Annotated in this window: 20 protein-coding genes, 1 tRNA gene and 1 pseudogene; 5 read left to right on the top strand and 17 right to left on the bottom strand. The window is 74.0% G+C overall.

All coding sequences use genetic code 11. The annotated features are described in order from the left end of the window. Positions 1–160 precede the first annotated feature (160 nt). From ACFWAR_RS24360 to ACFWAR_RS24375, 4 genes and pseudogenes are all read left to right on the top strand, one after another. Positions 161–1414, top strand: a pseudogene (locus ACFWAR_RS24360) (MFS transporter); the annotation flags it as partial. A gap of 21 nt (positions 1415–1435) precedes the next feature. Further along, positions 1436–2023, top strand: a complete 588-nt coding sequence (locus ACFWAR_RS24365) for a GNAT family N-acetyltransferase (RefSeq protein WP_385780803.1) — start codon at positions 1436–1438, stop codon at positions 2021–2023. 45 nt (positions 2024–2068) lie between these two features. Continuing rightward, positions 2069–3301 (top strand): MFS transporter, encoded by a 1233-nt coding sequence (locus tag ACFWAR_RS24370; protein ID WP_385780805.1) that lies wholly within the window; start codon positions 2069–2071, stop codon positions 3299–3301. A gap of 212 nt (positions 3302–3513) precedes the next feature. Then, entirely contained in the window at positions 3514–3933 is a 420-nt protein-coding gene (locus tag ACFWAR_RS24375; protein ID WP_385780808.1) for a hypothetical protein, read from the top strand. A 49-nt stretch (positions 3934–3982) separates the two neighbouring features. Here the strand turns inward: ACFWAR_RS24375 and ACFWAR_RS24380 are convergent, their stop codons facing one another. The 6 genes from ACFWAR_RS24380 to ACFWAR_RS24405 all read right to left on the bottom strand — a co-directional run bounded on the left by ACFWAR_RS24380 (position 3983) and on the right by ACFWAR_RS24405 (position 9192). Further along, positions 3983–4291: a hypothetical protein gene (locus tag ACFWAR_RS24380; RefSeq protein ID WP_385780811.1), complete on the bottom strand. Its 309-nt coding sequence runs from the start codon at positions 4289–4291 to the stop codon at positions 3983–3985. 134 nt (positions 4292–4425) lie between these two features. Next, entirely contained in the window at positions 4426–4839 is a 414-nt protein-coding gene (locus tag ACFWAR_RS24385; protein WP_385780814.1) for an Mpo1-like protein, read from the bottom strand. 54 nt (positions 4840–4893) lie between these two features. Then, positions 4894–5547: a DUF6875 domain-containing protein gene (locus ACFWAR_RS24390; RefSeq protein WP_385780817.1), complete on the bottom strand. Its 654-nt coding sequence runs from the start codon at positions 5545–5547 to the stop codon at positions 4894–4896. Continuing rightward, the gene (locus tag ACFWAR_RS24395) at positions 5544–6653 is read right to left on the bottom strand and encodes a methyltransferase (protein WP_385780821.1); all 1110 of its coding nucleotides are present in this window, start codon (positions 6651–6653) and stop codon (positions 5544–5546) included. The genes ACFWAR_RS24390 and ACFWAR_RS24395 overlap by 4 nt, the downstream gene beginning before the upstream one ends. Then, a complete protein-coding gene (locus tag ACFWAR_RS24400; RefSeq protein ID WP_385780823.1) occupies positions 6650–8050 on the bottom strand; it encodes a cytochrome P450 in 1401 nt (466 codons plus the stop codon). Before ACFWAR_RS24400 ends, ACFWAR_RS24395 begins: the two co-directional genes overlap by 4 nt. 50 nt (positions 8051–8100) lie before the next feature. Then, positions 8101–9192 (bottom strand): UbiA family prenyltransferase, encoded by a 1092-nt coding sequence (locus ACFWAR_RS24405; protein ID WP_385780864.1) that lies wholly within the window; start codon positions 9190–9192, stop codon positions 8101–8103. Between the two features lie 332 nt (positions 9193–9524). On the opposite strand from ACFWAR_RS24405, the gene ACFWAR_RS24410 reads away from it, so the two are divergent. Further along, positions 9525–9598, top strand: a tRNA-Met gene (locus ACFWAR_RS24410). Positions 9599–9658: 60 nt separating this feature from the next. On the opposite strand, the gene ACFWAR_RS24415 is transcribed toward ACFWAR_RS24410, so the two are convergent. The 11 genes from ACFWAR_RS24415 to ACFWAR_RS24465 all read right to left on the bottom strand — a co-directional run bounded on the left by ACFWAR_RS24415 (position 9659) and on the right by ACFWAR_RS24465 (position 22369). Further along, the gene (locus ACFWAR_RS24415) at positions 9659–10693 is read right to left on the bottom strand and encodes an alpha-hydroxy acid oxidase (protein WP_385780827.1); all 1035 of its coding nucleotides are present in this window, start codon (positions 10691–10693) and stop codon (positions 9659–9661) included. A gap of 10 nt (positions 10694–10703) precedes the next feature. After that, positions 10704–11978, bottom strand: coding sequence for an ATP-grasp domain-containing protein (locus ACFWAR_RS24420; protein WP_385780829.1), 1275 nt, complete (start codon positions 11976–11978; stop codon positions 10704–10706). Further along, a complete protein-coding gene (locus tag ACFWAR_RS24425; RefSeq protein ID WP_385780832.1) occupies positions 11975–13339 on the bottom strand; it encodes an MFS transporter in 1365 nt (454 codons plus the stop codon). The genes ACFWAR_RS24420 and ACFWAR_RS24425 overlap by 4 nt, the downstream gene beginning before the upstream one ends. Further along, a complete protein-coding gene (locus tag ACFWAR_RS24430) occupies positions 13336–14148 on the bottom strand; it encodes a hypothetical protein (protein WP_385780835.1) in 813 nt (270 codons plus the stop codon). Before ACFWAR_RS24430 ends, ACFWAR_RS24425 begins: the two co-directional genes overlap by 4 nt. Next, positions 14145–15065, bottom strand: a complete 921-nt coding sequence (locus ACFWAR_RS24435; protein WP_385780838.1) for a branched-chain amino acid transaminase — start codon at positions 15063–15065, stop codon at positions 14145–14147. The genes ACFWAR_RS24430 and ACFWAR_RS24435 overlap by 4 nt, the downstream gene beginning before the upstream one ends. Positions 15066–15071: 6 nt before the next feature. After that, complete coding sequence (locus tag ACFWAR_RS24440; RefSeq protein ID WP_385780841.1) at positions 15072–16286, bottom strand: GNAT family N-acetyltransferase; 1215 nt, start codon at positions 16284–16286, stop codon at positions 15072–15074. After that, complete coding sequence (locus ACFWAR_RS24445) at positions 16283–17518, bottom strand: acetyl-CoA carboxylase biotin carboxylase subunit family protein (protein ID WP_385780844.1); 1236 nt, start codon at positions 17516–17518, stop codon at positions 16283–16285. Before ACFWAR_RS24445 ends, ACFWAR_RS24440 begins: the two co-directional genes overlap by 4 nt. Further along, positions 17515–18603, bottom strand: coding sequence for an Ldh family oxidoreductase (locus ACFWAR_RS24450; RefSeq protein WP_385780847.1), 1089 nt, complete (start codon positions 18601–18603; stop codon positions 17515–17517). Before ACFWAR_RS24450 ends, ACFWAR_RS24445 begins: the two co-directional genes overlap by 4 nt. Continuing rightward, entirely contained in the window at positions 18600–19991 is a 1392-nt protein-coding gene (locus ACFWAR_RS24455) for a dipeptide epimerase (protein WP_385780850.1), read from the bottom strand. The genes ACFWAR_RS24450 and ACFWAR_RS24455 overlap by 4 nt, the downstream gene beginning before the upstream one ends. Continuing rightward, the gene (locus ACFWAR_RS24460) at positions 19988–21226 is read right to left on the bottom strand and encodes a KamA family radical SAM protein (protein WP_385780852.1); all 1239 of its coding nucleotides are present in this window, start codon (positions 21224–21226) and stop codon (positions 19988–19990) included. Before ACFWAR_RS24460 ends, ACFWAR_RS24455 begins: the two co-directional genes overlap by 4 nt. A gap of 96 nt (positions 21227–21322) precedes the next feature. Beyond that, positions 21323–22369: a diiron oxygenase gene (locus tag ACFWAR_RS24465; RefSeq protein WP_385780855.1), complete on the bottom strand. Its 1047-nt coding sequence runs from the start codon at positions 22367–22369 to the stop codon at positions 21323–21325. Positions 22370–22420: the final 51 nt, after the last annotated feature.

A 22420-nucleotide genomic window follows, 5' to 3' on the forward strand; every position in this document is an offset into this window, starting at 1 on the left:
AGGTCAAGGGTCCGCGACCGGTTCCCCGGGGGGCGGTTCGCGCGCCCGCCGCGGTGCTAGCCTGACCGGCATGTCCCTCCTCTGTGCGTAGGACCCCGCACCGACCGCCCGTCCGGGCGGTCCTCCGGCGTCCCCGCACGTTCGCGGCGCCCCTTCGCGCGCCGCCCTCCAGAGGAAACCCGTCGTGCTGTTCTCTTCCTATCGCGCTGTCCTGCGCGCCCCTCACGCCTGCCGTACCTTCGGCGCCGCCCTGCTCGGGCGGCTCTCGTACGGGATGGTGTCCCTCTCCCTGCTCCTCGCCGTCAAGGACGCCACCGGCTCGTACCGGACGGCGGGGACCGTCATGGCCGTCTTCGGTCTGGCGAGCGTCTCCCTCTCCCCCGTCCGGGCCCGGCTCGTCGACCGGTTCGGTCCGCGGCGGTCCCTGGTCCCGATGGCCGGTGCGTACGCGCTCCTCCTGACGGCGCTGGCCTGGCTGACCTGGCGCCCGGGCGCCGCCGGGAGCGCCCTGGTGGCACTGGCCGCCGTCGCCGGAAGCTGCACCCCGCCCCTCGGGCCCGTGATGCGGGCGCTGTGGAGCACCCTGCTGCCGGACCGCCTGATGCTGCAACGCGCCTACAGCCTGGACGGGGTGGCCGAGGAACTGCTCTTCGTCAGCGGCCCGTTGCTCGTCGGGCTGCTGGTGCGCGGCGCCGCGGCGGCCGCGGGCCTGGCGGTCAGCGCGGCACTGGTCCTGGTGGGCACCCTCGCGCTCGTCTCCTCACCCGTCGCCCGGTCGCTGCCCGGGTCCACCGACGCCCCGGCGGCAGGGCCGGTTCCCGAGCGGCGGCGGTCGTGGTCCGCCGGGCTGGGCGGCGTGGTCGTGGTCGCACTGGGCGTGGGCGCCGGGCTGGGCGGCCTCGACCTGCTCGTGGTGGCCTTCGCGGACCAGCGGCACCAGCCGGACGCGGCGCCCTGGGTGTTGGCCGCCCTGTCCACGGGCAGTGCGCTCGGGGGGCTGGCGTACGGGGCGGTGGCCTGGCGGCTGCCCGGGCGCCGGCGGCTGGCGCCGATCGCGACCGGGCTGGCCCTCGCGCTGGCCGCGGCGGGGCTGGCTCCGAACGCGTACGTGCTGGCCGTACTGGCGGCCCTGGCGGGCGTGTTCATCGCGCCCGCCATCACCACGGCCTATCTGATCGCGGACGAGTCGGTCGGTGCGGCCGACCGCGTCCGGGCGGGCGCCTGGATCAACACCGCGCTCAATGCCGGGACGGCGGGCGGCGCCGCCGCCGTCGGCGTGCTGATGGGGCGGGTGCCCGTGGCGGGCTGTTTCGTGCTGGCGGGTGCGCTGGTCCTGCTGTCGGCGGTCGCGGGGGCGCGGGTGCGAGTGCGGCGGGATGCCGGGGCGGAGGCGGGGATGGTGGCACGGACATGATCGGTTTGACAGGATGCCGCCATGATCTCCCCCGAGCCGATACCGCCGGTCGTTCCCGAAGGCAGGATGGCCGCCGCCGATCAACCCGTGCTCGACCTGGCGGACGGGATGGAGCTGCGGCCCTGGCGCCCTGACGACGCGCCCGCGCTGGTGGCCGCGGGCCTCGACCCCTCGATCCGGTTGTGGAACATGCTCCGGACCTGGACGCCGGACGAGGCCCGCGGGCGGATCGAGGGCATGCGGCAGCGCTGGCGGGGCGAGTCGGGCGCCCTGTGGGCGATCGCCCGCCCCGACGGCGTGGTCGTCGGCCTGGCCGGTTGGAACGACATCGACCTCGCCGCCGGTACCGCCGAGATCCTGTACTGGGTGCTGCCCGAGGCGCGCGGGGGCGGCCTGGCCGTGACGGCCGCGCGGCGCGTGTGCCGCTGGGCACTGGAGGAACTCGGTCTGCACCGGCTCCAGTTGTTGCACTCGGTGGCCAACCCGGCGTCCTGCCGGGTGGCCGACCAGCTCGGGTTCACCCCCGAGGGGACACTGCGCAGCGCGGTGCTGCACGCGGACGGGTGGCACGACATGCACCTGCACGCCCTGGTGGCGGGCGACCTCTGAAGTCCCCTCGCGAGGGCGTGCGCCGCTGCGGGTAGGGTCCGGCGGATGGACCTTCCCACGCCACCCGCCCTGTTGCGGAACAAACAGTTCCGAATGCTGTTGCTCGCGAGCCTCGTCTCGGCGAGCGGCTCGGCGATGGCGCCGGTCGCCCTGGCCTTCACGGTGCTCGGGTTCGACGCCCGCCCGGGATCGCTGGCCATCGTGCTGGCCGGCAGCGCGGCACCCAAGCTGGTCCTGTTGCTCGTCGGCGGGGTCGCCGCGGACCGCTTCTCCCGGCGGCGGCTGATCGTGATCTGCAACGCGGTGCCGGCGCTGACCCAGGCGACGGTCGCCCTGCTCGTCCTGTGGGGAGCCGCGAGCACCGCCCGCGTCGCCGTGTTCGCGGCCGTCGCCGGCGGCGCCTCCGCGCTGGCCTCGCCCGCCATGAACAGCCTGTTGCCCCAGTTCGTCGAGGCCCCGCGGCTCCAGGAGGCGAACGCGCTGCTGCGCCTGCCGACCAACCTCGTCCGCATCCTCGCGCCCGCGATCGGCGGCGTCCTCGTCGCGCTCGTCGGCCCGCAGCTGACCCTCGCGTGGGACGCGGCCAGTTTCGCGATCGCCGCGCTGCTCTACAGCAGGCTCTCGATCGCCGGGCCCGTCGGGGCGCGGGGGTCCGTGCTCCGCGACTTCCGCACCGGCTGGGCCGAGTTCCGCGGGCGGTTCTGGTTGTGGTCCTACACCTTGTCCGGCACCTTCGTGGTGGCCTTCTGGTTGGGCGGGTACGGGCTGCTCGGTCCGGTGGTCGCCCACGACACCGATCTCGGCGCGGCCGGGTGGGGCACCGTACAGGGGTCGTTCGCGGTGGGGCTGGTGCTCGGCGGGGTGGTCTCGCTGCGCTGGCGGCCCTCCCGGATCATGATCGCCTGCGTGGCCGCCAACCTACCGCTGGCGCTGCCCCTGTTGGCGCTGGCCGCGGGGGCTCCGCTGCCCGTCCTCGCGGTGTCGGCCGCCTTGGCGGGGGTCGGGGTGGACATCTCGATCGTGTGCTGGAACACCGTGATGCAGCAGCAGTTGCCGGACGAACTGCTGGGGCGGCTCGGCTCGTTCACCTCGATCGGTGAGCAGCTGGCCGTGCCGCTGGGGTACCTGCTCGTGGGGGCCGCCGCGGCCTCGTGGGGGGCTGCGCCGGTGCTGTGGGGCGGTGCCGTGGCGATGACCCTGGCCACGGTGGTGCTGCTCGGGGCGCCGAGCCTGTGGGCGCTGCGGAGGGTGCCCGTGGCGGGGGCCGTGCGGGCGTGACCTCCGGTCGGGTGGGCGGGCTGCGGCTCCGTCGGTGACGGTCGCCTCCGGCGGGTCCTCAAACGCCGGACGGGCTGGATGTGGCGGGGCCGGGGCCGGGACGGGGTGGATGTGGGCGGGGCCGGGGGGTGGGCGCGGGGGCCGTGGGGAGGGTGGGTACTCTGCGGTGCCCTCGAAGACCGGGGGCGTACCGTCCCCGCCCAGGAGGAACCATGGCCGTCAAGAAGGCCACCATTCAGCAGCAGGTGGCACAGGCCATCGCCCAGGTGAACCCGGCCGACAGACCGCTCGTCACGATCCAGGCCGTCGCGGGCCCCAGCGTGTGGCTCATGAGCATGCTCGGGCTGATCGGGCAGGCGTTCCTCACCTACTACTTCATCACCGTCACCGAGCAGGCCGTGGTGATACACAAGGCCAGCCGGATGAGCAACCGCCCCCAGGAGATCGCCTTCGCGATCCCGGCCCACGAGGCCGTCGGCATCATCTCCGGCGTCGACCGCAACACCATCTGGAGCTCGTTCCGCCTCCAGCTGCCCGGCCAGCCGAAGCCGACCCGGATGAACGTCCACCGCCTGTGGCGCGCCGAGATGGACGAGCTGCTGGGCCGGATGACCGGTCAGCCGATCGCCTGACGGTGAGCGGGCGGCCGCCCGGCGCGGCCGCCGTCGCCACCTCCACCGCTCAGGAGGTGGCGTCCCGCCGGTTCCTGCGTCCGGCGAGCTGGCCCTGGACGTAGGGGTCCGTCTCCGGGGCGTACGGGCCGCCGTGGGCGGAGAGCACGTCGGTGATCCGCTCCCACTCGGCCACCGTGGCGCGGGTCCGCACGTCGGCCTCCTCCAGGTCACCGGCGGCCTCCTCCGCCGCCTCGAGCGCCTCGGCGCTCTCGTGGTGGGACATCCCGGCGGCCAGTCGCCGCACCTCGTCGCACGCCTCGCGCTCCACCGAGGTGGGGCCGTCCTGCACGAACTCCGGGCCGTCGGCCGCTTCCATGGGGTTCCCTTTCCTCGCACGCTCGCCCTGGACCTGCGGGATCCTGACCCGCAGTGCGCATTATGCGCGGGCGGCGGAGCGCGCCGTCACCCGGGCGGCGCTCCCGCGGGGTCCGCGGAACCCCGCGGGTCGCGTCAGGCCGCGCGGTCGAGAGAGCGGGGGCACTCGGCGACGCCTTCGGCGACGGCGCCGGAGGTGTCCTCGACGAACTCCGCGGCGGCGTCCTCCTGCGCGAGGCGCGCCAGCAGCTCCTTCAACTGACCGTTGCGGCCCGTGGCCATCATGTAGATCATCTTCAGGTCGCCGGAGAAGGCGGCGCCGGGATCGGTGAAGCCGACCGGCAGGTTGCGCTCGAAGACGAAGTGGCCGCTCCACGCGAAGGCGAAGAAGGCGGCCGGTACGGTCCACAGCCGTCCGGGCCTGCGGCCGCGCACGGCGACGACCGCGGCCGCCGCGGCGGCGGACATGCCCACGACGTGCATCCAGCGGCTCGCCTCGCTCGTGTGCCCGCGCATGTACTCCTCGAAGCGCTGGTCGAACTCCCTCATCACGGAACTCCTCGCTAGCGGTGGGTGTATGGCCTTGCGTACGAGCCCGTGCCGTCAGTGGACGGCAGAGCCCGCCTCGTACGACGAGCGCAGCAGCGGATCGGCGACCGCTCCCCGCTCGTAGCGGTTGCCGAAGCGGTGCTGGTACTCCGCGAACAGCCGGTTGTCGTTGTGCAGGAACAGGACGTCGTGCAGCGCCATGTTCCGCATGGCGAGCAGCGGTACGGGGCTCCGCGAGACGGGGAAGCGCGGATTGCGGGCGGCGGGCTCGGGGCATTCGGGGTGGAACTGGCCCAGCATCAGGCCGCCCTCGGCGAGTTCCGCCTTCAAGAGCGCCTGGGTCCGGTCGAGTTCGCTCCACTGCGACTGCGGCAGGTCGGGCAGGATCAGGACGTAGGCGTACATCGTGGGGTTGGAGCGCGGCCAGCGGGTGGTGCGGAAGGTGCGCGCCATCTCCCGTACCAGGGAGCGCAGTTCACCGCCGCCGACGCCCGTGAGGCCGGTACGGGTGTGCATCATCAGGGTGCCGGCCCGCGCGGCGGGTTCCACGAAGGGGCAGACGTCGCCGTCGCGGCCGAGCTCCTCGTGGGGGTTGCTCACGTACTCGCGCAGCCACTCCTGGACGACGGCCTCGGCCGCTTCCGTGACGGACGCGGGCGGAGCGGGGGACAGCAGCGCGACGGGCGCCGCCTCGTCGTGGAGCGTCATCGGGGACCCCCTCCCAGCGTGCCGCGCGCCTCGATCACCCCGGTGCCGCCCGGCAACCGGGTGACCCGCAGCGCCGTCAGGCCCGCCGCGCGCAGTAGGGCCTCGGTCTCCTCCCGGGTGCGTTCCCGCCCGCCGTCGAACAGGGACATCATGTAGAGGTCCATCAGGCCGCCCCACTGGCCGCTCGAACCCTCCCCCGCGCCGTCGGTCGGATCGGCGGCGGTCAGGTGGTCGATGAGCACCAGTCGGGCGTCGGGCCCCATGGCGTCCCGGCAGTTGCGCAGGATCGCGACGCATGACTCGTCGTCCCAGTCGTGCAGGATGTGGCGCAGGACGTAGCGGTCCGCGCCGGTCGGCAGGGCTTCGAAGAAGTTGCCCTCGCGCAGCTCGCAGCGGTCCGCGAGCCCCGCGCCGGTCAGCCGCAGGGCGGCGGGCGGCAGCGCCGCGGCGAGGTCGACGAGCGTGCCGCGCAGCTCGGGCCGGTCGGCGAGCAGCCCGGTGATGAGCGCTCCGTCCCCGCCGCCGATGTCGACGACCCGGAGCGGGCCGGTGAAGTCCACCGCGCCCAGCAGCCCCTCCAGTTCCAGGGCCAGGCCGGTCTCCTGGGAGCGATCGAAGATGCGCCGCAGCCGGGCGTCGTCGCCGAGGTGGGAGAAGAAGTCCTGGCCGAAGACCTCGGGGAAGGAGGCGCGTCCGCTGCGGACCACCTGGGTGAGCCGTTCCCAGGCGGGCGCCACGGTGGCGGCGACCAGCAGGGCCGTCGGCAGCGCCGAGCCGGGGGCGTCCGATCGCAGCGTCTCGCCGAGCGGGGTCAGCGAGAACTCCTCGCGTCCGTCGGGGCGTTCGAGGCGCACGATCTCGAAGGAGGCCAGGGCGCGCAGCAGTCGGCTCAGCAGGGCGCGGTCGGCGCCGACCTTCGCGGCGAGTTCGGCGGCGCTCAGGGCTCCGTCGCCCAGCACGTCGGCGAGGCCGAGTTCGGCCATGGCGCCGATCGCGCGGGAGCGGAGCTGGCCGTAGATCATTTCGCGCATCCGCCAGGCGTGTCGGGCCCGGTCCGCGTCGGGAACGGCCACCCTGCCGGGCGGGCGGACGGTCTGGGTCGTCATCGGGATTCCTCCACCAGTACGTCGCGTTCGGTGTCGACGGCCCGGTCGCGGGGACGGTCGCGGAGCGGCATCTCGGCGACCTGGACGTGGAGTCCGCCGCGCGGGATGAGGGCCGGGATGCCGCCGTACTGGGGCCGGAGCGTGAGCAGGTCGAGTTCGGTGCGCTGGGCCAGCCGGGAGAGGACGGCTGGCAGGACGGCCCCGGCGATCCCGGCGCCGATGCAGCGGCGGGCGCCGTACCCGTAGGGCAGGTACTCGAAGGGCGACGGGGACTGGTAGCCCTCCTGGTCGGTGTCCCAGCGCTCGGGGCGGAAGGCACCGGGGGCGTCCCAGACGGCCGGCAAGCGGTGGGTGATGTACTCGCTGACGGCCACGGTGGCGCCCGCGGGGATCAGGTGACCGCGGTGCCGGAAGGCCTTGACGACGCGGCGCGGGCTCATCACGACGGGCGGGTGCAGCCGCAGGCTCTCCTGGATCACGCGGCCGGTGTAGCGCAGCTTGCGGACGGCGCCGGGGGTGGCGCGCGCGCCGCCGAGGACCTCGTCGGCCTCGGCCCGCAGCCGCTGCCAGACGCCCGGGTGGGCCAGGGAGTTGTAGACGGCCCAGCCGATGCCGGAGCCGACCGGGTCGTAGCCCGCGATCAGCGCGCTGACGACCATGTCGCGGATCTCCTGGTCCGTCATCACGGCGCCGCCGTCGGCCAGCATGACCGAGATGAGGTCCTCGCCGCCGCGCCCTCCCGCCTCGCCGGTGTGCCGCCTGCGGGCTATCTCCTCGTAGATGCGCTCCTCGACGGCGGCGATGCCGTCGAGGGCGCGCCTGCGGGCCCGGGTCGGCAGGCTCCAGGCGACCATCTGCTGGGGCAGCGGATTGTCCATCAGCTCGTGGATCTGGTCCAACTGGCCGATCATGTACGGGGCTTGCGCGGCGATCCGGTCTCCGCAGAAGAGCCGGAGCATCGCGCCGCGGATCGCCTCGCGCAGTGCGGCGTGGATGTCCAGGCGCTGCCCGGGGTGCCATGTGTCGATGGTCCGGTCGACGGCCTCGACGATCGTTCGGGTGGCCTGCTCGACACCGGGCCGCTGGAAGGAGGGCAGTGCCTTGCGCTTGCGGCGGGCGTGCGGCTCGCCGTCCGTGACGACCAGGGCGGTCTCTCCGGCGATGGGGCGGAGCATGTCGTAGGCGCCGGCGAAGCGGAAGTTCTCGGGGTTGCGCATCACCAGGGCGTTGGCCCGCGGCCCGAAGAGGAAGTAGGTGCGGGTGGGGCCCAGCCCGAAGGCGCTGACCTCACCGTACTCGTCCTTGAGGTGTTCCAGCCCTTCCGGCAGCGAGCGTTGGAACGCTCTGACGGTGCGCACCACTTGGGCCGGTGTGCGCGGTCCGGGGACAGCGGCCATGCGGGAACTCCTTCGGGGCGGGTGGCGGAAGAGGAAGGTGGCTGGGCCGCTCAGGCGGCCTTCGGCGCGTGGGCGCCGTCGTTCTTGCGCCGGGAGTCCAGGGCCAGGAAGTCGCTGCCGAAGAGGATCACGGCGCCGATCGCCACGGACAGGGCGGTCGCCCAGCCGGGGGTGCGCAGCACGAGCACGGAGGCGAGGAACGCGGTCGACAGCAGCATGTCGGCCTTCAGGACGGCGTTGGCGGCCCCGTTGTCCACGGCCCGGGCCATCGCCCGGCACTGCTGGAAGGCCGCGACGGCCCAGGGCAGCGCCACCAGGGTGCGCAGCGGCAGGCTGCCGGCCAGGACGAAGCCGGTCAGGGACAGGTATCCGATCAGGGTGACGACGGTGGCGGCCCGGGCGGCGGAGAGCCGGTCGGGGAAGACCGTCGCGGAGGTCCGCAGCCCGGCCTCGCGGTCGCCGTCGTAGTCCGGGAGGTTCTTGACCATGCCCTTGGCCACGAACCAGATGATCAGGAAGGCGAGGATCGCCCAGGCGTCCCCGGTCAGCCGCCGCACTCCGGCGGGGGCCGCGAAGTAGCCGAGGAGGTACGGGCCGAAGACCGCCAGGCTGAAGGCGAACAGCCCGGTCACGGGGCGGGCCTTGAGCCGACCGGGGAGGAAGGAGTACTGGTGGGCGCCGACGAGCGCCAGGATCATCGGGACCACGTAGGCGACGCTGTAGAACAGCGAGGCGCCGACGAGTACGGCGGACATCGCGTGGCTGATCCACAGCAGTCGGCGGTGCCCGATGCGCAGGACCTGCCAGACCCGGCCGGGCAGGTTGCGGCTGTCCTCCGCGAGGTCGGTGTAGGCGTTGTAGGTGTTGGCCAGCAGCCCGTAGACCAGGGAGATCGCCAGTCCGGCGAAGAGGGGCCCGCCGACGCCGCCGCCCGCGACCGTCCAGCCGAGCGCGAAGGTCAGCATGCCGGGGACGCAGGTCCGCGGCCGCCCGAGCATCAGGGTGATCCGGACGGTCTCGCCCCAGCCCGCGGTGCCGGGCGTGGTGCGCACCGCTTCCTCGCGCCGGTCCGGGCCGAGCGCGGCGAACTCCTCGGGTCCGGGCAGGGGCGGGGCGTGCGCGGGCGATCGGGCGGCGTTCATGGTCACGGGGTCGTCCTCCATCCGCCGGGCCCGGGCCCGGCGCTCGTCGCGCAGGGACCGGGCCGTGCGTCACGTTCGGTGGTCAGACCATGACGGCGATCACTCGACGATGGCTCAGATCCCCCTCGAAACCGCTTCGAGGCCCGCTCCGGACCGCCTCGGCGGCGGCGCCGCCGCACCGCGCGGACGACGCCCACCTGGGAGGACCCGGAGGACGCCGCTACGGATCACGTCCGGAGGCCGTCCGGAACACATCCGGATCGGGTCGAGGGCGGCTGGAGGAAATCCTGGTGAACGGTGCCCAGAATCTCGCGTAGAGTGGTGTTCAACGACGCGGGGTGGAGCAGTTCGGTAGCTCGCTGGGCTCATAATCCAGAGGTCGCAGGTTCAAATCCTGTCCCCGCTACTCATGCGTCAGGCCCCCTCGACATTCGTGTCGAGGGGGCCTTCGCGCGTTCGGGACGATCTATCCGTGCAGCAGGTCCGGGCCGATCTCGCCGAGGGACGCGGCGCCCGCGAGGGCCATCCGCAGCGAGAGCTGCTGCCGGTACGAATCGAGCAGGGCGGCCACGCCGTCGGCGCCGCCCAGGGCCAGGGCCCACAGGACGGGGCGTCCCACCAGGACCGCGCGGGCGCCCAGGGCGAGGGCGACCAGGACGTCCGTGCCCGTCAGGACGCCCCCGTCGACCAGTACGGGCACGGTGTCCCCCACGGCCCGGACCACCGGGGGCAGTGCCTCGGCGGTCGCCGCGGCGCGGTCGAGCTGGCGGCCGCCGTGGTTGGAGACGATCACCGCGGCGGCTCCGGCGGACACGCACGCCTTCGCGTCATCGGCCCGCAGCACGCCCTTGACCAGCACGGGCAGCCCGGAGATCCGCTTCAGCTCGTCGATCACCTCGGGGCCGATGGAGGGGTCCTGCTCCCAGCCGGGCGTGCGGGTGGCCAGTCCGACGGAGCGGCACAGCTCGTCGTCCTGGGGCAGCGGGAGAGGCAGGCCCGCGGTGGCCTTCGGGGGGACGTAGGGCGCGTCGACCGTGAGGACCAGTGCCCGGGCTCCGGCCGCGGTGGCCCGTTCGACCTGGCGGCGGGTGATGTCGCGGTCCCGCAGGCAGTAGACCTGGAACCACCAGGGCCCGGCGGCCGCCGCGACGTCCTCCGGGTAGCGGGTGGCCCGGGAGGAGAGCACCATCAGGGAGCCCGCGGCGCGCACGCCCGCGGCCGTGGCCACCTCGCCCTCGTCGTGCGCCATCCGGTGGAAGGCGGTCGGCGCGGCCAGGACGGGCGAGGCGAGGGTGCTGCCGAGCAGCTCCAGGGAGGTGTCCACCGCGGAGACGTCCCGCAGGACGCGCGGGGCGAGCCGCCGGGCCCGCCAGGCCGCCGCGGCCTCGCCGGTGCTGATCTGCTCGTCGGAACCGGCGGCGTAGAAGTCGTAGGCCGCGGCGGGGAGCAGGGCCCGGGCGCGCTCGGCCAGTTCGGGACCGGCCGTGATGTCGTCCTTCACCGCTGCCCCCTCAGACCCACTCGCCGGCGCCGGCCCGGTCGCCGCCGACGACCTTGACGGCGAACTCCAGTCCGGCCACGGCCTGTTGGGCGCGGGCGATGGCCTCGGCGGCGTCCGCGCCGCGGACCCGCACGAAGGCGGCGCGGGACTCGGAGCTGTCCAGGTCGCCCACCGTGTCCCCCGCGTCGAGGAGCGCCTCGGCGACGACGACGTCGGGCAGTCGGGCGGCCTCGGCCAGGCCGTTGATCGCGGTGAGGGTGCCGCGCGCCCGGGGCACCGCGAACCAGATGGCTTCGGGCCGCCGGTCCACGGAGGGGTCCGCGAGGGTCTTGCGGATGTCGGCGAGCACCGACTGGCCGAGGGTCTGGCGGACCACGCAGTCGACGAGGTCGACCCCGGTGACGTCCTGGACGAGGTAGGGGATCTCGTCCCCGGCGAGCCGCACGTGGGTCTCGATGACCCGCGGACCGGCGTCGGTGAGCACGACCTCGGTGTGGGTGACCCCGTAGCGGATGTCGAGGGCGTCGAGCAGGCGTCGCACGTAGGTGTGCACCGACTCGGCCTGATCGGCGTCGAGTTCGGCGGGGACGACGTGGCCGACCTCGACGAAGCCGACCGGGTCGGAGTACTTGCGGGTGATGGCGAGGATCTCGTGCTCGCCGTCCTCCGAGAAGGCCTCGACGCTGAACTGCGGTCCCACGTGGAAGCGTTCGACCAGGACGCCCGCGTCGGGGATCACCTCGAAGTCGCGAGCGGCGCGGGCGAAGGCCGACTCGGCCTCGTCCACGTCGCGGACGACGGACACCCCGAAACTACCGGCTCCCTGGGTGGGCTTGACCACGCAGGGGGTGCCGTGTTCGGCGAGGAAGGCGCGCAGCTCGGTCGCGTCGGCGACCCGGGCGACCGGGGTCTCGTCGACCCCGGTCTCGGCGAGCCTGCGGCGCATCGCGTGCTTGTCGTGCACGTAGGCGATGGTCCGCGGGCTGTGGCAGGGCAGGCCCAGGGCCTCGGCCACGGCGGCGGCGCGGTCCTGGTCGCGTTCGCCGAAGGTGCCGACCCGGGTGAAGGGGTGCCGGGCGTGGACGGCGGCGGCCAGGGCGATCCACTCCTCGTCGGGGGCCTCGCTGCGCAGGGCGAGCACCCGGTCGTGCTGCCCCGGCTTGCGGATCTTGGGGACGAACTCCATCCGGCACAGGATCGTGGTGGCCACCTCCGGGCCGCCGACGTCCCGGATCAGTCCGGGGACCTCGCGGCCGCCGCCGACGATGAGTACGTGCTCGGTCATGTGGTCACCTCGGTGGTTACGGGGGTGGACTGGGCGGCGGGCAGCGTCGCCCGGGGGCCGCCGGTGGCCCGTACGACGAGCGCGGCCACCGCGAAGATCCCGGCGAGCAGCGCCCAGCCTATGCTGCCGAGCGGCAGCATGACCGAGGTCATCAGAACCGGTCCGATGATCTGCTGGCCGGTCACGCCGAGGCTGAAGGTGGCCAGGTAGCGGGACCGGGCCGGGGCCGGGGACATCTCGTACGACAGGTTCCAGACGGCCACGGAGTGCAGGTTCTCGCCGACCGTGAGGAGCACCACGGCGAGCACGGCGCAGGCCGCGGCGGGCCAGACGGACACGTGCTCGGCGCCCGCGAAGAAGCCGCAGGCCAGCAGCAGCGGCAGCAGCGCGACCCAGACGAGCTTCAGGGCGCGGGCCGTGGTCTCCGCGAACTTGGAGACGTAGACCTGCAGGAGCACGGTGAGGACGGTGTTCACGGCCAGCAGCACCGAGACGGCCGAGGTGGGTGCGCTGGTGGCGGTGGTGAGCCACAGCGGCAGCAGCACGAAGAGCACCGAGTCGTGCAGGGACAGCACGCCGTTGGAGAGGGTGAAGAGCATGAACCGCAGGTCCCGGAAGGGACTGCGGACGGGCTCCTCGGGTGCGGCCTCCCGCCGCGGGACGTCCTTCGCGACGGGCCCGGTGGTGGGCGCCGTGGCGGACGCGGCGGCTGGGGCGGTGCCGGGAGCCCGGCGCCGCAGTCGCTCCACGACCGTGGCGATGACGAAGAAGGTCAGCGCGTTGCCGAGGAAGAGCGCGACGAACGCGGCCCGGCTCTCGACCGCGAGGACCGCACCGGCCAGCAGGAAACCGGCCGTCAGCCCGATGTTGCGCACCGAGCGGATCGAGGCCATGGTGCGGGTCTGGTTCTCGCCGCCCTCGATCAGCCCGACCACGACCTGCTGGAGCGGCGAGCAGCCCCGGTCGAGGGCGGTCAACACGCAGGTCAGCACCGCGTACGGCCAGAAGTCGTGGACCAGCGCGAAGCCCGCGTAGCCGACGCCGCGGGCCGCGAGCAGGCCGACGTACACCGTGGCGGGGCCGATCCGGTCGGCCAACCGGCCCAGCGGGACCGGGCTGAGCAGGCCGACGACGCTCGCGACGGCGAGCACCAGGCCGACCCGCTCGGCCGGGAAGCCGACCACCGTGACGAAGTACAGGGTCGACGCGGCGAGGAACATGCCGGAGCCGACCGAGTCCACGGCGGCGCCCGCGGCGAGCTTGCGCCCGGCGGGGGTCCTGGGCAAGATCGCGACCAGGAAGCGGGCCAGGCGCCCGCTCGACGGGGTCCGCGCCGTCGGCGGGGTCTGCCGGTCCGTCATGCGCCACGCCCCGCCGCGGCGTCGCCGCCCCGCAGCCACGCGGTGAGTTCACCGGTGCGCCGGACGTGGACCTCGGTGGCCGCCTCGGGCGGGGGCTGGCGCAGCCAGTTCCAGGTGTAGCGGCGGGCCGCGTTCACGTACTGCGGTCCCGATCCCGGCGCCGCCTCCGGGTGCGCGTCCGCCTCGGCCAGGAGGGCGGCGGCCAGCTGGATCCGGCCGATCCGCTCGACCAGGACCCAGCCGCCGGCGGCGGTGTGGGCGGGGTCCGCGCCCACCCATTCGTCGCGGGTGGCGCCGAGGCCGCCCAGGGCCTGCGCGGCGATGTCCCACGCGGCGGCGGCCCGGCCGGCGGGGCGCGGGCCGAGGGCCGCGCGCAGCCGTTCGACCGCGCCGTCGTAGTACTCGGGCCGGGCGGCGAAGGTGACCACCGAGGTGACCAGGCCGTGCGCGGCGTCGGCGCTCTGCCCCTCGCGCACGGGCACCGTGTCGGCGACGTAGGTGTCGATGCGCGAGCGGGTGCGCACGACGTCCTCGCCCACCACCCAGCGCACGCAGGCGTGCATCATCTCGTCGACGTCGTCGACCACCGGGGCGGACGCGGCGGCGCGCAGCCACGCGCGGGCGGCCCCCAGGTCGATCAGCCGGTCGCACACCTCCTCGCCCCACGAGGTGTGCCCGGTGCGCGGGGCGGCGTCCGGCGCCGTGTCGGGCAGGGCGCCGGCGGCGGCCTCCAGACGGGCCACCGCCTCGCCGACCCCGGCGCGGGCGCGGCCGTATCCCTGGTGGTCCTGGTGGCGCTCGCCGCTCACACGCGCTCCAACCAGCGCTCGTACGCCTGGTTGCGGCCGCGCACGACGTCCTGGAAGAGACCGCGGAGCTCCTTGGTGACGGCGCCGACGCGGCCGTCGCCGACCGGGCGCTCGTCGACGGAGGCCACCGGGACGATCTCGGCGGCGGTGCCGGTCAGGAACGCCTCGTCCGCGATGTACACCTCGCTGCGCGGGATGCTGCGCTCGACGACGGTCAGTCCGAGGTCGCGGGCGAAGGTGATGGCGGTGTCGCGGGTGATGCCGGGCAGGATGCCGTCGCTGACGGGCGGGGTGACCAGCTCGCCGCCCCGCAGCATGAACAGGTTGGCGGCCGAGGCCTCGGCGATGTGTCCGTTCGCGGTCAGCATCAGCGCGTCGTCGTAACCGGCGCGCTGCGCGCCGACCTTGGCGAGGGCGCTGTTGACGTACGCGCCGGTGGCCTTGGCCAGCGGCGGGACGGTCTGGTTGGAGTTGCGCTGCCAGTTGCTGACGATGAGGCGGCAGCCCTCGCTCTCCGCCTTGTCACCGAGGTACGAGCCCCAGGGCCAGACCGCGATGGACATGCGGACGGCGTCGAGGTTGGGCGCCACGCCCATCTCGCCGTAGCCGAGGTAGGCGATGGGCCGGATGTAGCAGGAGGGCTGGCCGTTGACGCGGACCAGCTCGAGGACGGCCTGGACCAACTCCTCGTCGGTCCAGGGCAGTTCCATCAGGTAGACGCGGGCGGAGTCGCGCAGCCGGGCGATGTGCTCGCGCAGCCGGAAGACGGCGGGGCCGGTCTCGGTCTCGTAGGCGCGGATGCCTTCGTAGACGCCCCAGCCGTAGTGCAGGCTCGGCGTGAGCACGTGCACCTGGGCCTCGTCCCAGGGGACCAGTTCGCCGTCCATCCAGATGAAGGGGGTCGGGGTCAGTGGCATGTCGGCTCAGTCTCCTTGTGGGGTGGTGCTGTTCGGGCCGAGGCCGCGCAGCCGGCCGTTTTCGCCGTCGCCCTGGAGGCGGACGGTCTCGGTGAGGACCTGGTGGCCCTCGCCGGTGAAGTGGAACCAGCCGTGGCGCGGTTCGAGGTCGCAGCCGCGCAGCTTCTTGGCGTCGTAGGCGGCGAGGCCGTACCAGATGTCGCGGACCCCGTTGGCCAGGGACCAGCGGATGGTCTCGTGGTAGGTGAGGGCGAAGTAGACGCCCTTGGCCCGGTCGTCGTCGAAGCCGGCGGTGCGCCCGAAGAGGGCGTCGCCGGAACGGAGGTAGAGGACGAAGCCGAGGGTCTCGCCGTCGCGTTCGGCGCTGAGGACGAGGGCGCTGTCGCCGACGGTCTCGCGGATCGCCGCGAAGTCCCGCTCGACGCGCGGACGCCCGCCGGGCAGGCCGTACTTGGCGCGCAGGGCGACCTGGAGGTCGACGACGGGGCCGGTGAGGGCGTCGGCGCCCTCGCGGATCACCGTGGTGAATCCGGCCTCGGCGTACTCGCGCAGTTCGCGGTTGGCGCGCTTGCGCTTGCGGCTGACGAGGGTGGCCAGGTAGGTGTCCCAGTCCGGGGCGTCCAGGCGCAGGACGGACTCGGCGCCCAGGACGGCCGGGACGTGGCCGAGGTCCGCGGCGGCGGGTCCCAGGGTCCCGGCCTGTTCGTCGGTCGCGTACAGCAGGGCGTGGCTGGCGCAGCCCAGGAACCGGGCCGCGTCCTCCAGCAGCCGCGGCAGTTCGGCGAGGACCTCGCGGCGCTCGTCCGCGGTGCGCCCGGTGGCGTGCACGATGCCGTGGTGGGAGCCGAAGACGGACAGCGCGACGGAGGGGTACTGGGCGGGGCGGGCCTGCGCCAGGGCGGCGGTCAGCTCCTCCCAGCGGGTGCGCTCGGCCTCGGTGAGGTGTGCGGGGTCGCCGAAGGCACCGAGGTTCCCGGTCATCTTGGGGACGTCGTAGAAGAGCAGGCCGCCGCCGTCCCGGGTGAGCAGCAGCGGGGCGAGGGCCACCAGGGCGCCGTCCGCGGCGTGGACGGCGAGGTAGTGGGTCTCGTGCAGGTCGGTGCGTTCGGTGAACCGCCACCAGCGGTCGTCGTCCCAGATGACGGGGGGCCGTTCCAGCGCCGGGAACTCCCGGGCGGTGGGGCGGCTCGCGGCGTCGAGGACCTTGGCGGAGTACTTCACCGCTCCTCCTCGACCGCCGCGTCGGCGAGGTCCCAGCCGAAGGCGGCTTCGGTGTCGGCCTCGGTCTTGGCCAGGAGGGCCAGCAGTTCGCCTTCGTGGGCGGCGGTGACCAGCCAGGTGGCGATGAAGTCGCCGGACTTGCGGCCCGCGTAGCGGGCGCCGCCCCAGTCCTCGCCCGGCTCGGCGAGGACCGCGAAGTCGCGGGTGCCGTCCGGGGCTTCGGCGGGCACCCGGGTGATGCGGCCGTTGCGCGGCGGCAGGCCGAAGTTGGCCACGAGCGGGGCGGCGTCGGCGTGGGCGCGCACGGCGTCCAGGTCCACCGGCAGCCCGCATTCGATCCTGGCCCACAGGTGCCGCGGGTCCAGGCCGAGCACGGCCTCCAGCATGGCGGGGATCGGGGTGCCGCCGACCCGGCCGGCGATCTCGCACAGCACGATCTCGTCGGCGTCGGTCACGAAGAACTCGGCGTGCACGAAGAGCGCGGGCGCGGCGGGCAGCGCGGCCACCAGCCGCCACGTCTCGTCCACCAGCCTGCGGTGCAGCGGGTCCGCGCGCTCCAGGGTCCAACTGCCGTTGCCGGAGTCGGTCCAGTGGGAGAGGCAGCCGCCGTCCGTGTAGAGGGAGGGGACGGAGACGACCGGGTCGCCGCCCGCGTGCAGGGCGTCGACGTGGAAGAACCGGCCGGCGACGAACTCCTCCACCTCGTGGTCGCCGGCGCGGATCCGGTCGGCGACGGCGGGCAGGTCGTCGGGGGTGTCCAGGACGGCCACGCCGGTGGAGCCGGAGCCGCCGCGCGGCTTGACGACGACCGGGCCGGGGTGGGCGGCCATGAAGGCGAGGACGTCGGCCGGGGAGTCGGCCGGGGCGAAGGCGGGGACGCGGATGCCGCCCGCGGCGGCGAGCTCCTTCATCCGGACCTTGTCCCGGTAGGCGCGGGCGCTCTCGGGGCGCTGGCCGGGCAGCGCGAACTCCTCGCGCAGGGCGGCGGCGCGCTCCACGTCGACCTCGGCGAGGGCCAGGACGCGGGTGACCCCGTACCGCTCGCACAGGCGGCGCGCGGCCTCCCGTACCGCCGTGTCGTCGAAGTAGTCGGCGACGGTCTCCACGGCCTGGAAGCCGGGACCGGGGTCGACGCCCCGCGCGGTCACGGCGAGCAGCCGGCCCGCCTCCTCGCCGAGCCATTCGGCGAAGGGCAGCCCGGCGTTGCGCGGGCTGAGCAGGACCAGGATCATGCGTCCGCTCCCGTTCCGTGGAGTGCGGCGAGCTCCGCGAAGGCGCCCGCGGTGTGCGGGTCGAGCGGGATGCCCTCGGCGGCGCGCCGCTCGGCGCTGCGGCGCTGCGGGTCGCCGGGGACCTGCACGGGCTGGGTGGCCTCGACGCCGGGCCGGGTGGCGCGGGTGGTGCCGACCAGGTCGGCGAAACCGGCGGCGAAGCTCTCGGCGCCGCCGAACGCGGCCGGGTCCAGGCAGATCAGGAAGTGGCCGACCTGGCGGCTGCGGCCGGGGGCGGATTCACCGATGTGCTCCAGGTGCCAGTCCGCCGGCGAGCCGGTGAGGACGGCGCCGAGGAGGGTCGCGACCATGGCGAGGCCCTGGCCCTTGTAGCCGCCGAGCGGGGAGAGCGCGTACGCGTCCTCGGGGTCGGTGGCGGGGCGGCCTTCGGCGTCGGTGGCCCAGCCCGCGTCGAGGGCGCGGCCGTGCTTGCGCCGCTCCTTGATCTCGCCGAAGCAGACCTGGCTGGTGGCCATGTCGAGGGCGAACTCGTCGCCGTCGTCGGCGGCGGCGAAGCTGAGCGGGTTGGTCCCGTACAGCGGGGTGGTGCCGGAGAAGGGCGCGACGCGGGAGGCCGCGGAGGTGGTGACGATGCCGACGAGGCCCTGGGCCGCGAGGTGGCGGCTGTAGACGGAGGCGGCGCCGAAGTGGTTGGAGTTGCGCACGCCGACGGCGGCGACGCCGTGGACGCGGGCGCGCTCGGCCGCGATCCGGGCGGCGGCCAGGCCCGCGACCACGCCGAGGGCGCCGTCGGCGTCCAGCATCACGGCGGCGCCGGAGTCCCGCACGACGCTGATGTCGGGGCGGGCGGTGGCGATGCCCTGTTCGAGTTCGGTGAGGTACTGCGGGAGCAGGCGCAGGCCGTGCGTGTCGATGCCGCGCAGCGAGGTCTCGGTGAGGGCGGCGGCCACGTCGCGGGCGTCGTCCTGCGGGACGCCCGCGGCGCGCAGCGCGGCGACCGCGGTGGCGGTGGCGACGGCCGCCGTCACCGGGCCGGCCCCGGCGGCGGGCGCGGTGGTGGTCGGGGATGCGGGGGCGCTGGTCATGCGGGTGCCTTCCAGACCAAGAGGGATTCGGCGACCGGCGTCGCCGCGGCGAAACCGGTGGTGCGGGCCGCTTCGGCGAAACCGGCGGCGCGCTCGGAACGCATCCACACCGTGTCGGCGCCGTCGGCGACGGCGCGGGTGACGGCCGTGCGGAGCAGGGCGGCGATCTCCTGCGCGCTCGCGCCCTCCTCGAAGGAGAACTCCATCAGCCGGCGCACCGCGTCGCTCGGTCCCTTCCCGGGCAGCGGCCGACGGCGTTCGACGAGGGCGGCGACGGGCACCGCCTCGCGGTAGACGGCCAGGGCGCCGCCGTCCCAACCGGCGCGCCCGCCCAGGGTGGGCCGCACGGTGAAGGCGGGTCCCGCGAAGTCGGGGACGAAGCCGGTGCCGGGAGCCTGCGGCAGGGTGATCCGGCCCTGGCCGTCGAGCAGCACCCCGACGCCGGTGTCGACGGCGAGCAGCGCGATGGAGTCCGCGTCGAGGTGGTCGACGTACGGTCCGAGGTGGGCGGTGGCGGAGACGCCCGCGCTGGACTCCGGCATGCAGCCGAGCATCGTGCCCAGGCCCGCGGCGCGTGCGCGGCGCAGCATCCGCAGTGCGGGGGTGATGCCCCCGGCCTTCATCAGCTTGAGGTTGACCCCGTGGAACGCTTCGACGCAGGCGTCGAGGTCGTCGGGCCCGGTGATGCTCTCGTCGGCGTACACCGGGATCGGTGAGGCCGCCTTGAGCGCGGCGGCGTCCTCCCAGCGCTCGCGCGGGAACGGCTGCTCCAGGAGTTCCACGCCGAGGGCGCGCATGTCCTCCAGCGCGTCGAGCGTCGCGGCCGGATCCCAGCCGCAGTTGCCGTCCACGAAGAAGGGGGCGTCGGTGTGCTCGCGCAGCGCCCGAAGGACGTGCAGGTCGCCGGGGGCCGCGAGCTTGACCTTGTAGGCGGGCCAGCCCGGCTGTTCGCGCAGCTTGCGCACCATCACGTCGGTCTCGTCGAGCCCGATGCTGTAGCTGGAGTGCAGGGCGCCGGGCTCCTCCCCGCCCAGGTGGCGCCAGAGCGGTACGCCCGCCAGCCGGGCGGCGAGGTCGTGCGCGGCGACGTCGAGCGCGGCCAGCAGGAAGGGCGAGCCCGCGAGCAGCGGGGCCAGCACGGCCCAGCTGCCCTCGGGGTCGTCGGCGGGCAGCGCGCGCACGGTGGCCGCGACCCGGCGCAGGTCGTCGTGCATGGCCGCGAGGGAGGAGTTGTAGCGGTCGGTCATGAAGGCCGAGGCCTCGCCGAAGCCGGAGCGGCCGCCGGACGAGAGCTCGACGAGGAGGCCCGGCTGCACCGGGATGGCCTCGCGGGCGCTGCGCCAGACGTCGTGGTCGGTGAGCCGGATCTCGTGGACGGCGAGCCTCATGCGGTCAGCTCCGGGAACGGCGGGAAGGCGGCCCCGGAGGCGGACAGCGGCTTGAGGTCGTCGTACCACTGGGCGTGCTCGTCGTAGGCGGCGAAGAAGGGGCGGCCGACCCACTCGGGGCGGCGGGCCTGCAGGAAGCTGAGGACGAAGGCGCGTTCGCCGCCGACCTCGGCGGTGCCGTGGATCATCACCTTGCCCGGTCCGGCCGACATGACCGGGCCGCGCGCGGTGCGCGCGAGGCCGGAGACCCCGCGCAGCGCCTCGGTGTAGATGTCCAGGGCGCGCACCAGGGGCAGCCCGAAGTAGTTGCGCGCCCCGGTGTCCCGCTCCACGAACATGTAGTAGGGGACGATGCCGAGGTCGACCTGCATCTGCCACATGCGGGCCCAGGCGGCCGCGTCGTCGTTGACGTGCGCCACCAGGGGCGCCTGGGCGCGGATCACCGCACCGGTGGACCGGATCCGGGCTATGGCGTCCCGTACCGCCTCGGTCTCCAGCTCCCGGGGGTGGGAGAAGTGCGCCATGACGGCCACGTGGCGGCCCGCGGCGACGGCCTGCTCGAAGAGGCGCAGCAGGTCGTCGGCGTCCTCGCCGGTGGTGAAGCGCGCCGGCCAGTACGACAGGGCCTTGGTGCCGAACCGCAGGGTGCGGATCGCTTCGGTGCCCGGTTCCAGCAGCGGCTCCACCCAGCGGCGGATCACCTCGGTGCGCATGATCATCGGGTCGCCGCCGGTGAAGAGCACGTCGGTGACCTCGGGGTGTCCGGCGAGGTAGCCGGTCAGGTCGGCCGGGTCGCGCAGCGCCTGGCGCAGCTCCGCCTGGCTGACGAACTGCGCCCAGCGGAAGCAGTATCCGCAGTACGAGTGGCAGGTCTGCCCCTGGGAGGGGAAGACCAGCACCGTCTCGGCGTACTTGTGTTGGAGCCCGTCGAGGCGACGGCCGTCCAGCTCGGGGACGTTGGCCTCCAGCTGGCCGCCGGGGTGCGGGTTGAGTTCGAGCTGCGCGGCCGCGGCGGCCAGGCGCAGTTCCCCGCGCGGGGCGCCGTTGTCGAGCAGCGCGGCCATCCGGTCGAAGACGTGCGCCGGGAGCATGTCCCGGTGCGGGAAGGTCAGTCGGAAGATCGGGTCGTCCGGCGCGGCCGACCAGTCGATCAGCTCGTCGGCCACGTACTCGTTGACCTTGAACGGGAGGACGCTGCCGACCACGCGCAGGTCACGCACGTACTCCGCGGGCATGCCGCGATCCTGTGCGAGCTGAGCGAGCCGCTCGTTGGCGTAGTGTTTCACCGGAAGTCTCAATTCCTCTTCTGCTGCGGCGACATCGGCGGGGCGTCAGCGTGCGACGTGGGACTTCGACCAGTCGAACTCGACGAGTTCCTGCACGCCCATCCGCTCGATGAGGGTGTGCAGACCCGTGTAGTCGCGCACCAGGCGCTTGCGGCTCGTCTCGGCCTGGCAGTCGGCCAGCATCGCGTGGCCGCCCTCGATCTCGGCGAGGTCCATGATCCGGTGCCAGGTGGTGTAGTCGGTGGCGACGAACGCCTCCAGCCCCTCGAAGAGCATGTCGCGGAAGAACTTGCCCTGTTCGGCGTCGAGCTTGTCGTGGACCATCTCGGCCAGGACGGCGGAGATCGAGGCGTGGCAGTACTCGTCGCGGTTGTGCAGCTTGGCGGTGCTGCTGTTGACCGGCTGGATGTGCGGGTCGTCGGCCAGCAGGTCGAGGTAGGCGTTGATGGAGATCTCGGACACGGTCGCGAAGGCGAGCGTGGTCAGCGACTTCTGCCAGCGGTGCGAAGCGCCCTCGCGCAGCCGCAGGTGTTCGCGGGCCGTGTGCGAGATGGGCAGGTCGTTGTCGGGCATGGCGCGACCGCGCCGACGGCGGGTGAGCGCGCTCGCGTTGAGGTGCATGAGCGTGTGGTACTGCTCGTCGACCATGGCCTGTGCCAGCGAGATGTTGAGCGCCTCGTCCTGGAGCATGGGGTACTCCCCCTCCATGACGAGGGCGAACGCCGGGTTGGCCACCTTCTGCTCGGCCATGATCGTGTGCCGGTTGTACGCGATCCACGCCCAGCTCATCAGCTCCGACTTCTTCGCCGGGTCCAGCGCCTGGTAGGTGGGGTGGTCGTGGAAGGGCAGGATGCCCTCGGGGTAGTCGGGCCGGTCCATCTCGAACAGCTCGTCGAGGTCCGGCTCGTCGCGCTTGACGGTGGCCCTGCGGTGCCAGTTGCCGACGAGGCGCCGGATCACCGCGGTCTCGACCTGGTCGTTCGGGTCGTAGCGGGGCACGCCTTCGGGCAGCCCCCGCAGCTCCTCCGGCAGGCCGGTGGGGAACTCCTCTGCCTTCTCCGAGTGCACGACGTTCTGGGCGATGGTGGTCATGGTCCAGCCTTTGGGGATCGGTGTTCCTGGGTGCGCGGCGGGCCGCCGCGC

This window comes from Streptomyces sp. NPDC059917, assembly GCF_042730635.1.
GTDB lineage: Bacteria > Actinomycetota > Actinomycetes > Streptomycetales > Streptomycetaceae > Streptomyces.

Excerpts from the sequence above, each read along its gene's own strand:
- ACFWAR_RS24365 (WP_385780803.1), top strand. The coding sequence starts at position 1,436 with ATGATCTCCCCCGAGCCGATACCGCCGGTCGTTCCCGAAGGCAGGATG.
- ACFWAR_RS24425 (WP_385780832.1), bottom strand. The coding sequence starts at position 13,339 with ATGACGGACCGGCAGACCCCGCCGACGGCGCGGACCCCGTCGAGCGGG.
- ACFWAR_RS24455 (WP_385780850.1), bottom strand. The coding sequence starts at position 19,991 with ATGAGGCTCGCCGTCCACGAGATCCGGCTCACCGACCACGACGTCTGG.
- ACFWAR_RS24390 (WP_385780817.1), bottom strand. The coding sequence starts at position 5,547 with ATGACGCTCCACGACGAGGCGGCGCCCGTCGCGCTGCTGTCCCCCGCT.
- ACFWAR_RS24460 (WP_385780852.1), bottom strand. The coding sequence starts at position 21,226 with ATGCCCGCGGAGTACGTGCGTGACCTGCGCGTGGTCGGCAGCGTCCTC.
- ACFWAR_RS24375 (WP_385780808.1), top strand. The coding sequence starts at position 3,514 with ATGGCCGTCAAGAAGGCCACCATTCAGCAGCAGGTGGCACAGGCCATC.
- ACFWAR_RS24370 (WP_385780805.1), top strand. The coding sequence starts at position 2,069 with ATGGACCTTCCCACGCCACCCGCCCTGTTGCGGAACAAACAGTTCCGA.
- ACFWAR_RS24380 (WP_385780811.1), bottom strand. The coding sequence starts at position 4,291 with ATGGAAGCGGCCGACGGCCCGGAGTTCGTGCAGGACGGCCCCACCTCG.
- ACFWAR_RS24395 (WP_385780821.1), bottom strand. The coding sequence starts at position 6,653 with ATGACGACCCAGACCGTCCGCCCGCCCGGCAGGGTGGCCGTTCCCGAC.
- ACFWAR_RS24465 (WP_385780855.1), bottom strand. The coding sequence starts at position 22,369 with ATGACCACCATCGCCCAGAACGTCGTGCACTCGGAGAAGGCAGAGGAG.
- ACFWAR_RS24405 (WP_385780864.1), bottom strand. The coding sequence starts at position 9,192 with ATGAACGCCGCCCGATCGCCCGCGCACGCCCCGCCCCTGCCCGGACCC.
- ACFWAR_RS24385 (WP_385780814.1), bottom strand. The coding sequence starts at position 4,839 with ATGAGGGAGTTCGACCAGCGCTTCGAGGAGTACATGCGCGGGCACACG.
- ACFWAR_RS24450 (WP_385780847.1), bottom strand. The coding sequence starts at position 18,603 with ATGACCAGCGCCCCCGCATCCCCGACCACCACCGCGCCCGCCGCCGGG.
- ACFWAR_RS24445 (WP_385780844.1), bottom strand. The coding sequence starts at position 17,518 with ATGATCCTGGTCCTGCTCAGCCCGCGCAACGCCGGGCTGCCCTTCGCC.
- ACFWAR_RS24420 (WP_385780829.1), bottom strand. The coding sequence starts at position 11,978 with ATGACCGAGCACGTACTCATCGTCGGCGGCGGCCGCGAGGTCCCCGGA.
- ACFWAR_RS24435 (WP_385780838.1), bottom strand. The coding sequence starts at position 15,065 with ATGCCACTGACCCCGACCCCCTTCATCTGGATGGACGGCGAACTGGTC.
- ACFWAR_RS24400 (WP_385780823.1), bottom strand. The coding sequence starts at position 8,050 with ATGGCCGCTGTCCCCGGACCGCGCACACCGGCCCAAGTGGTGCGCACC.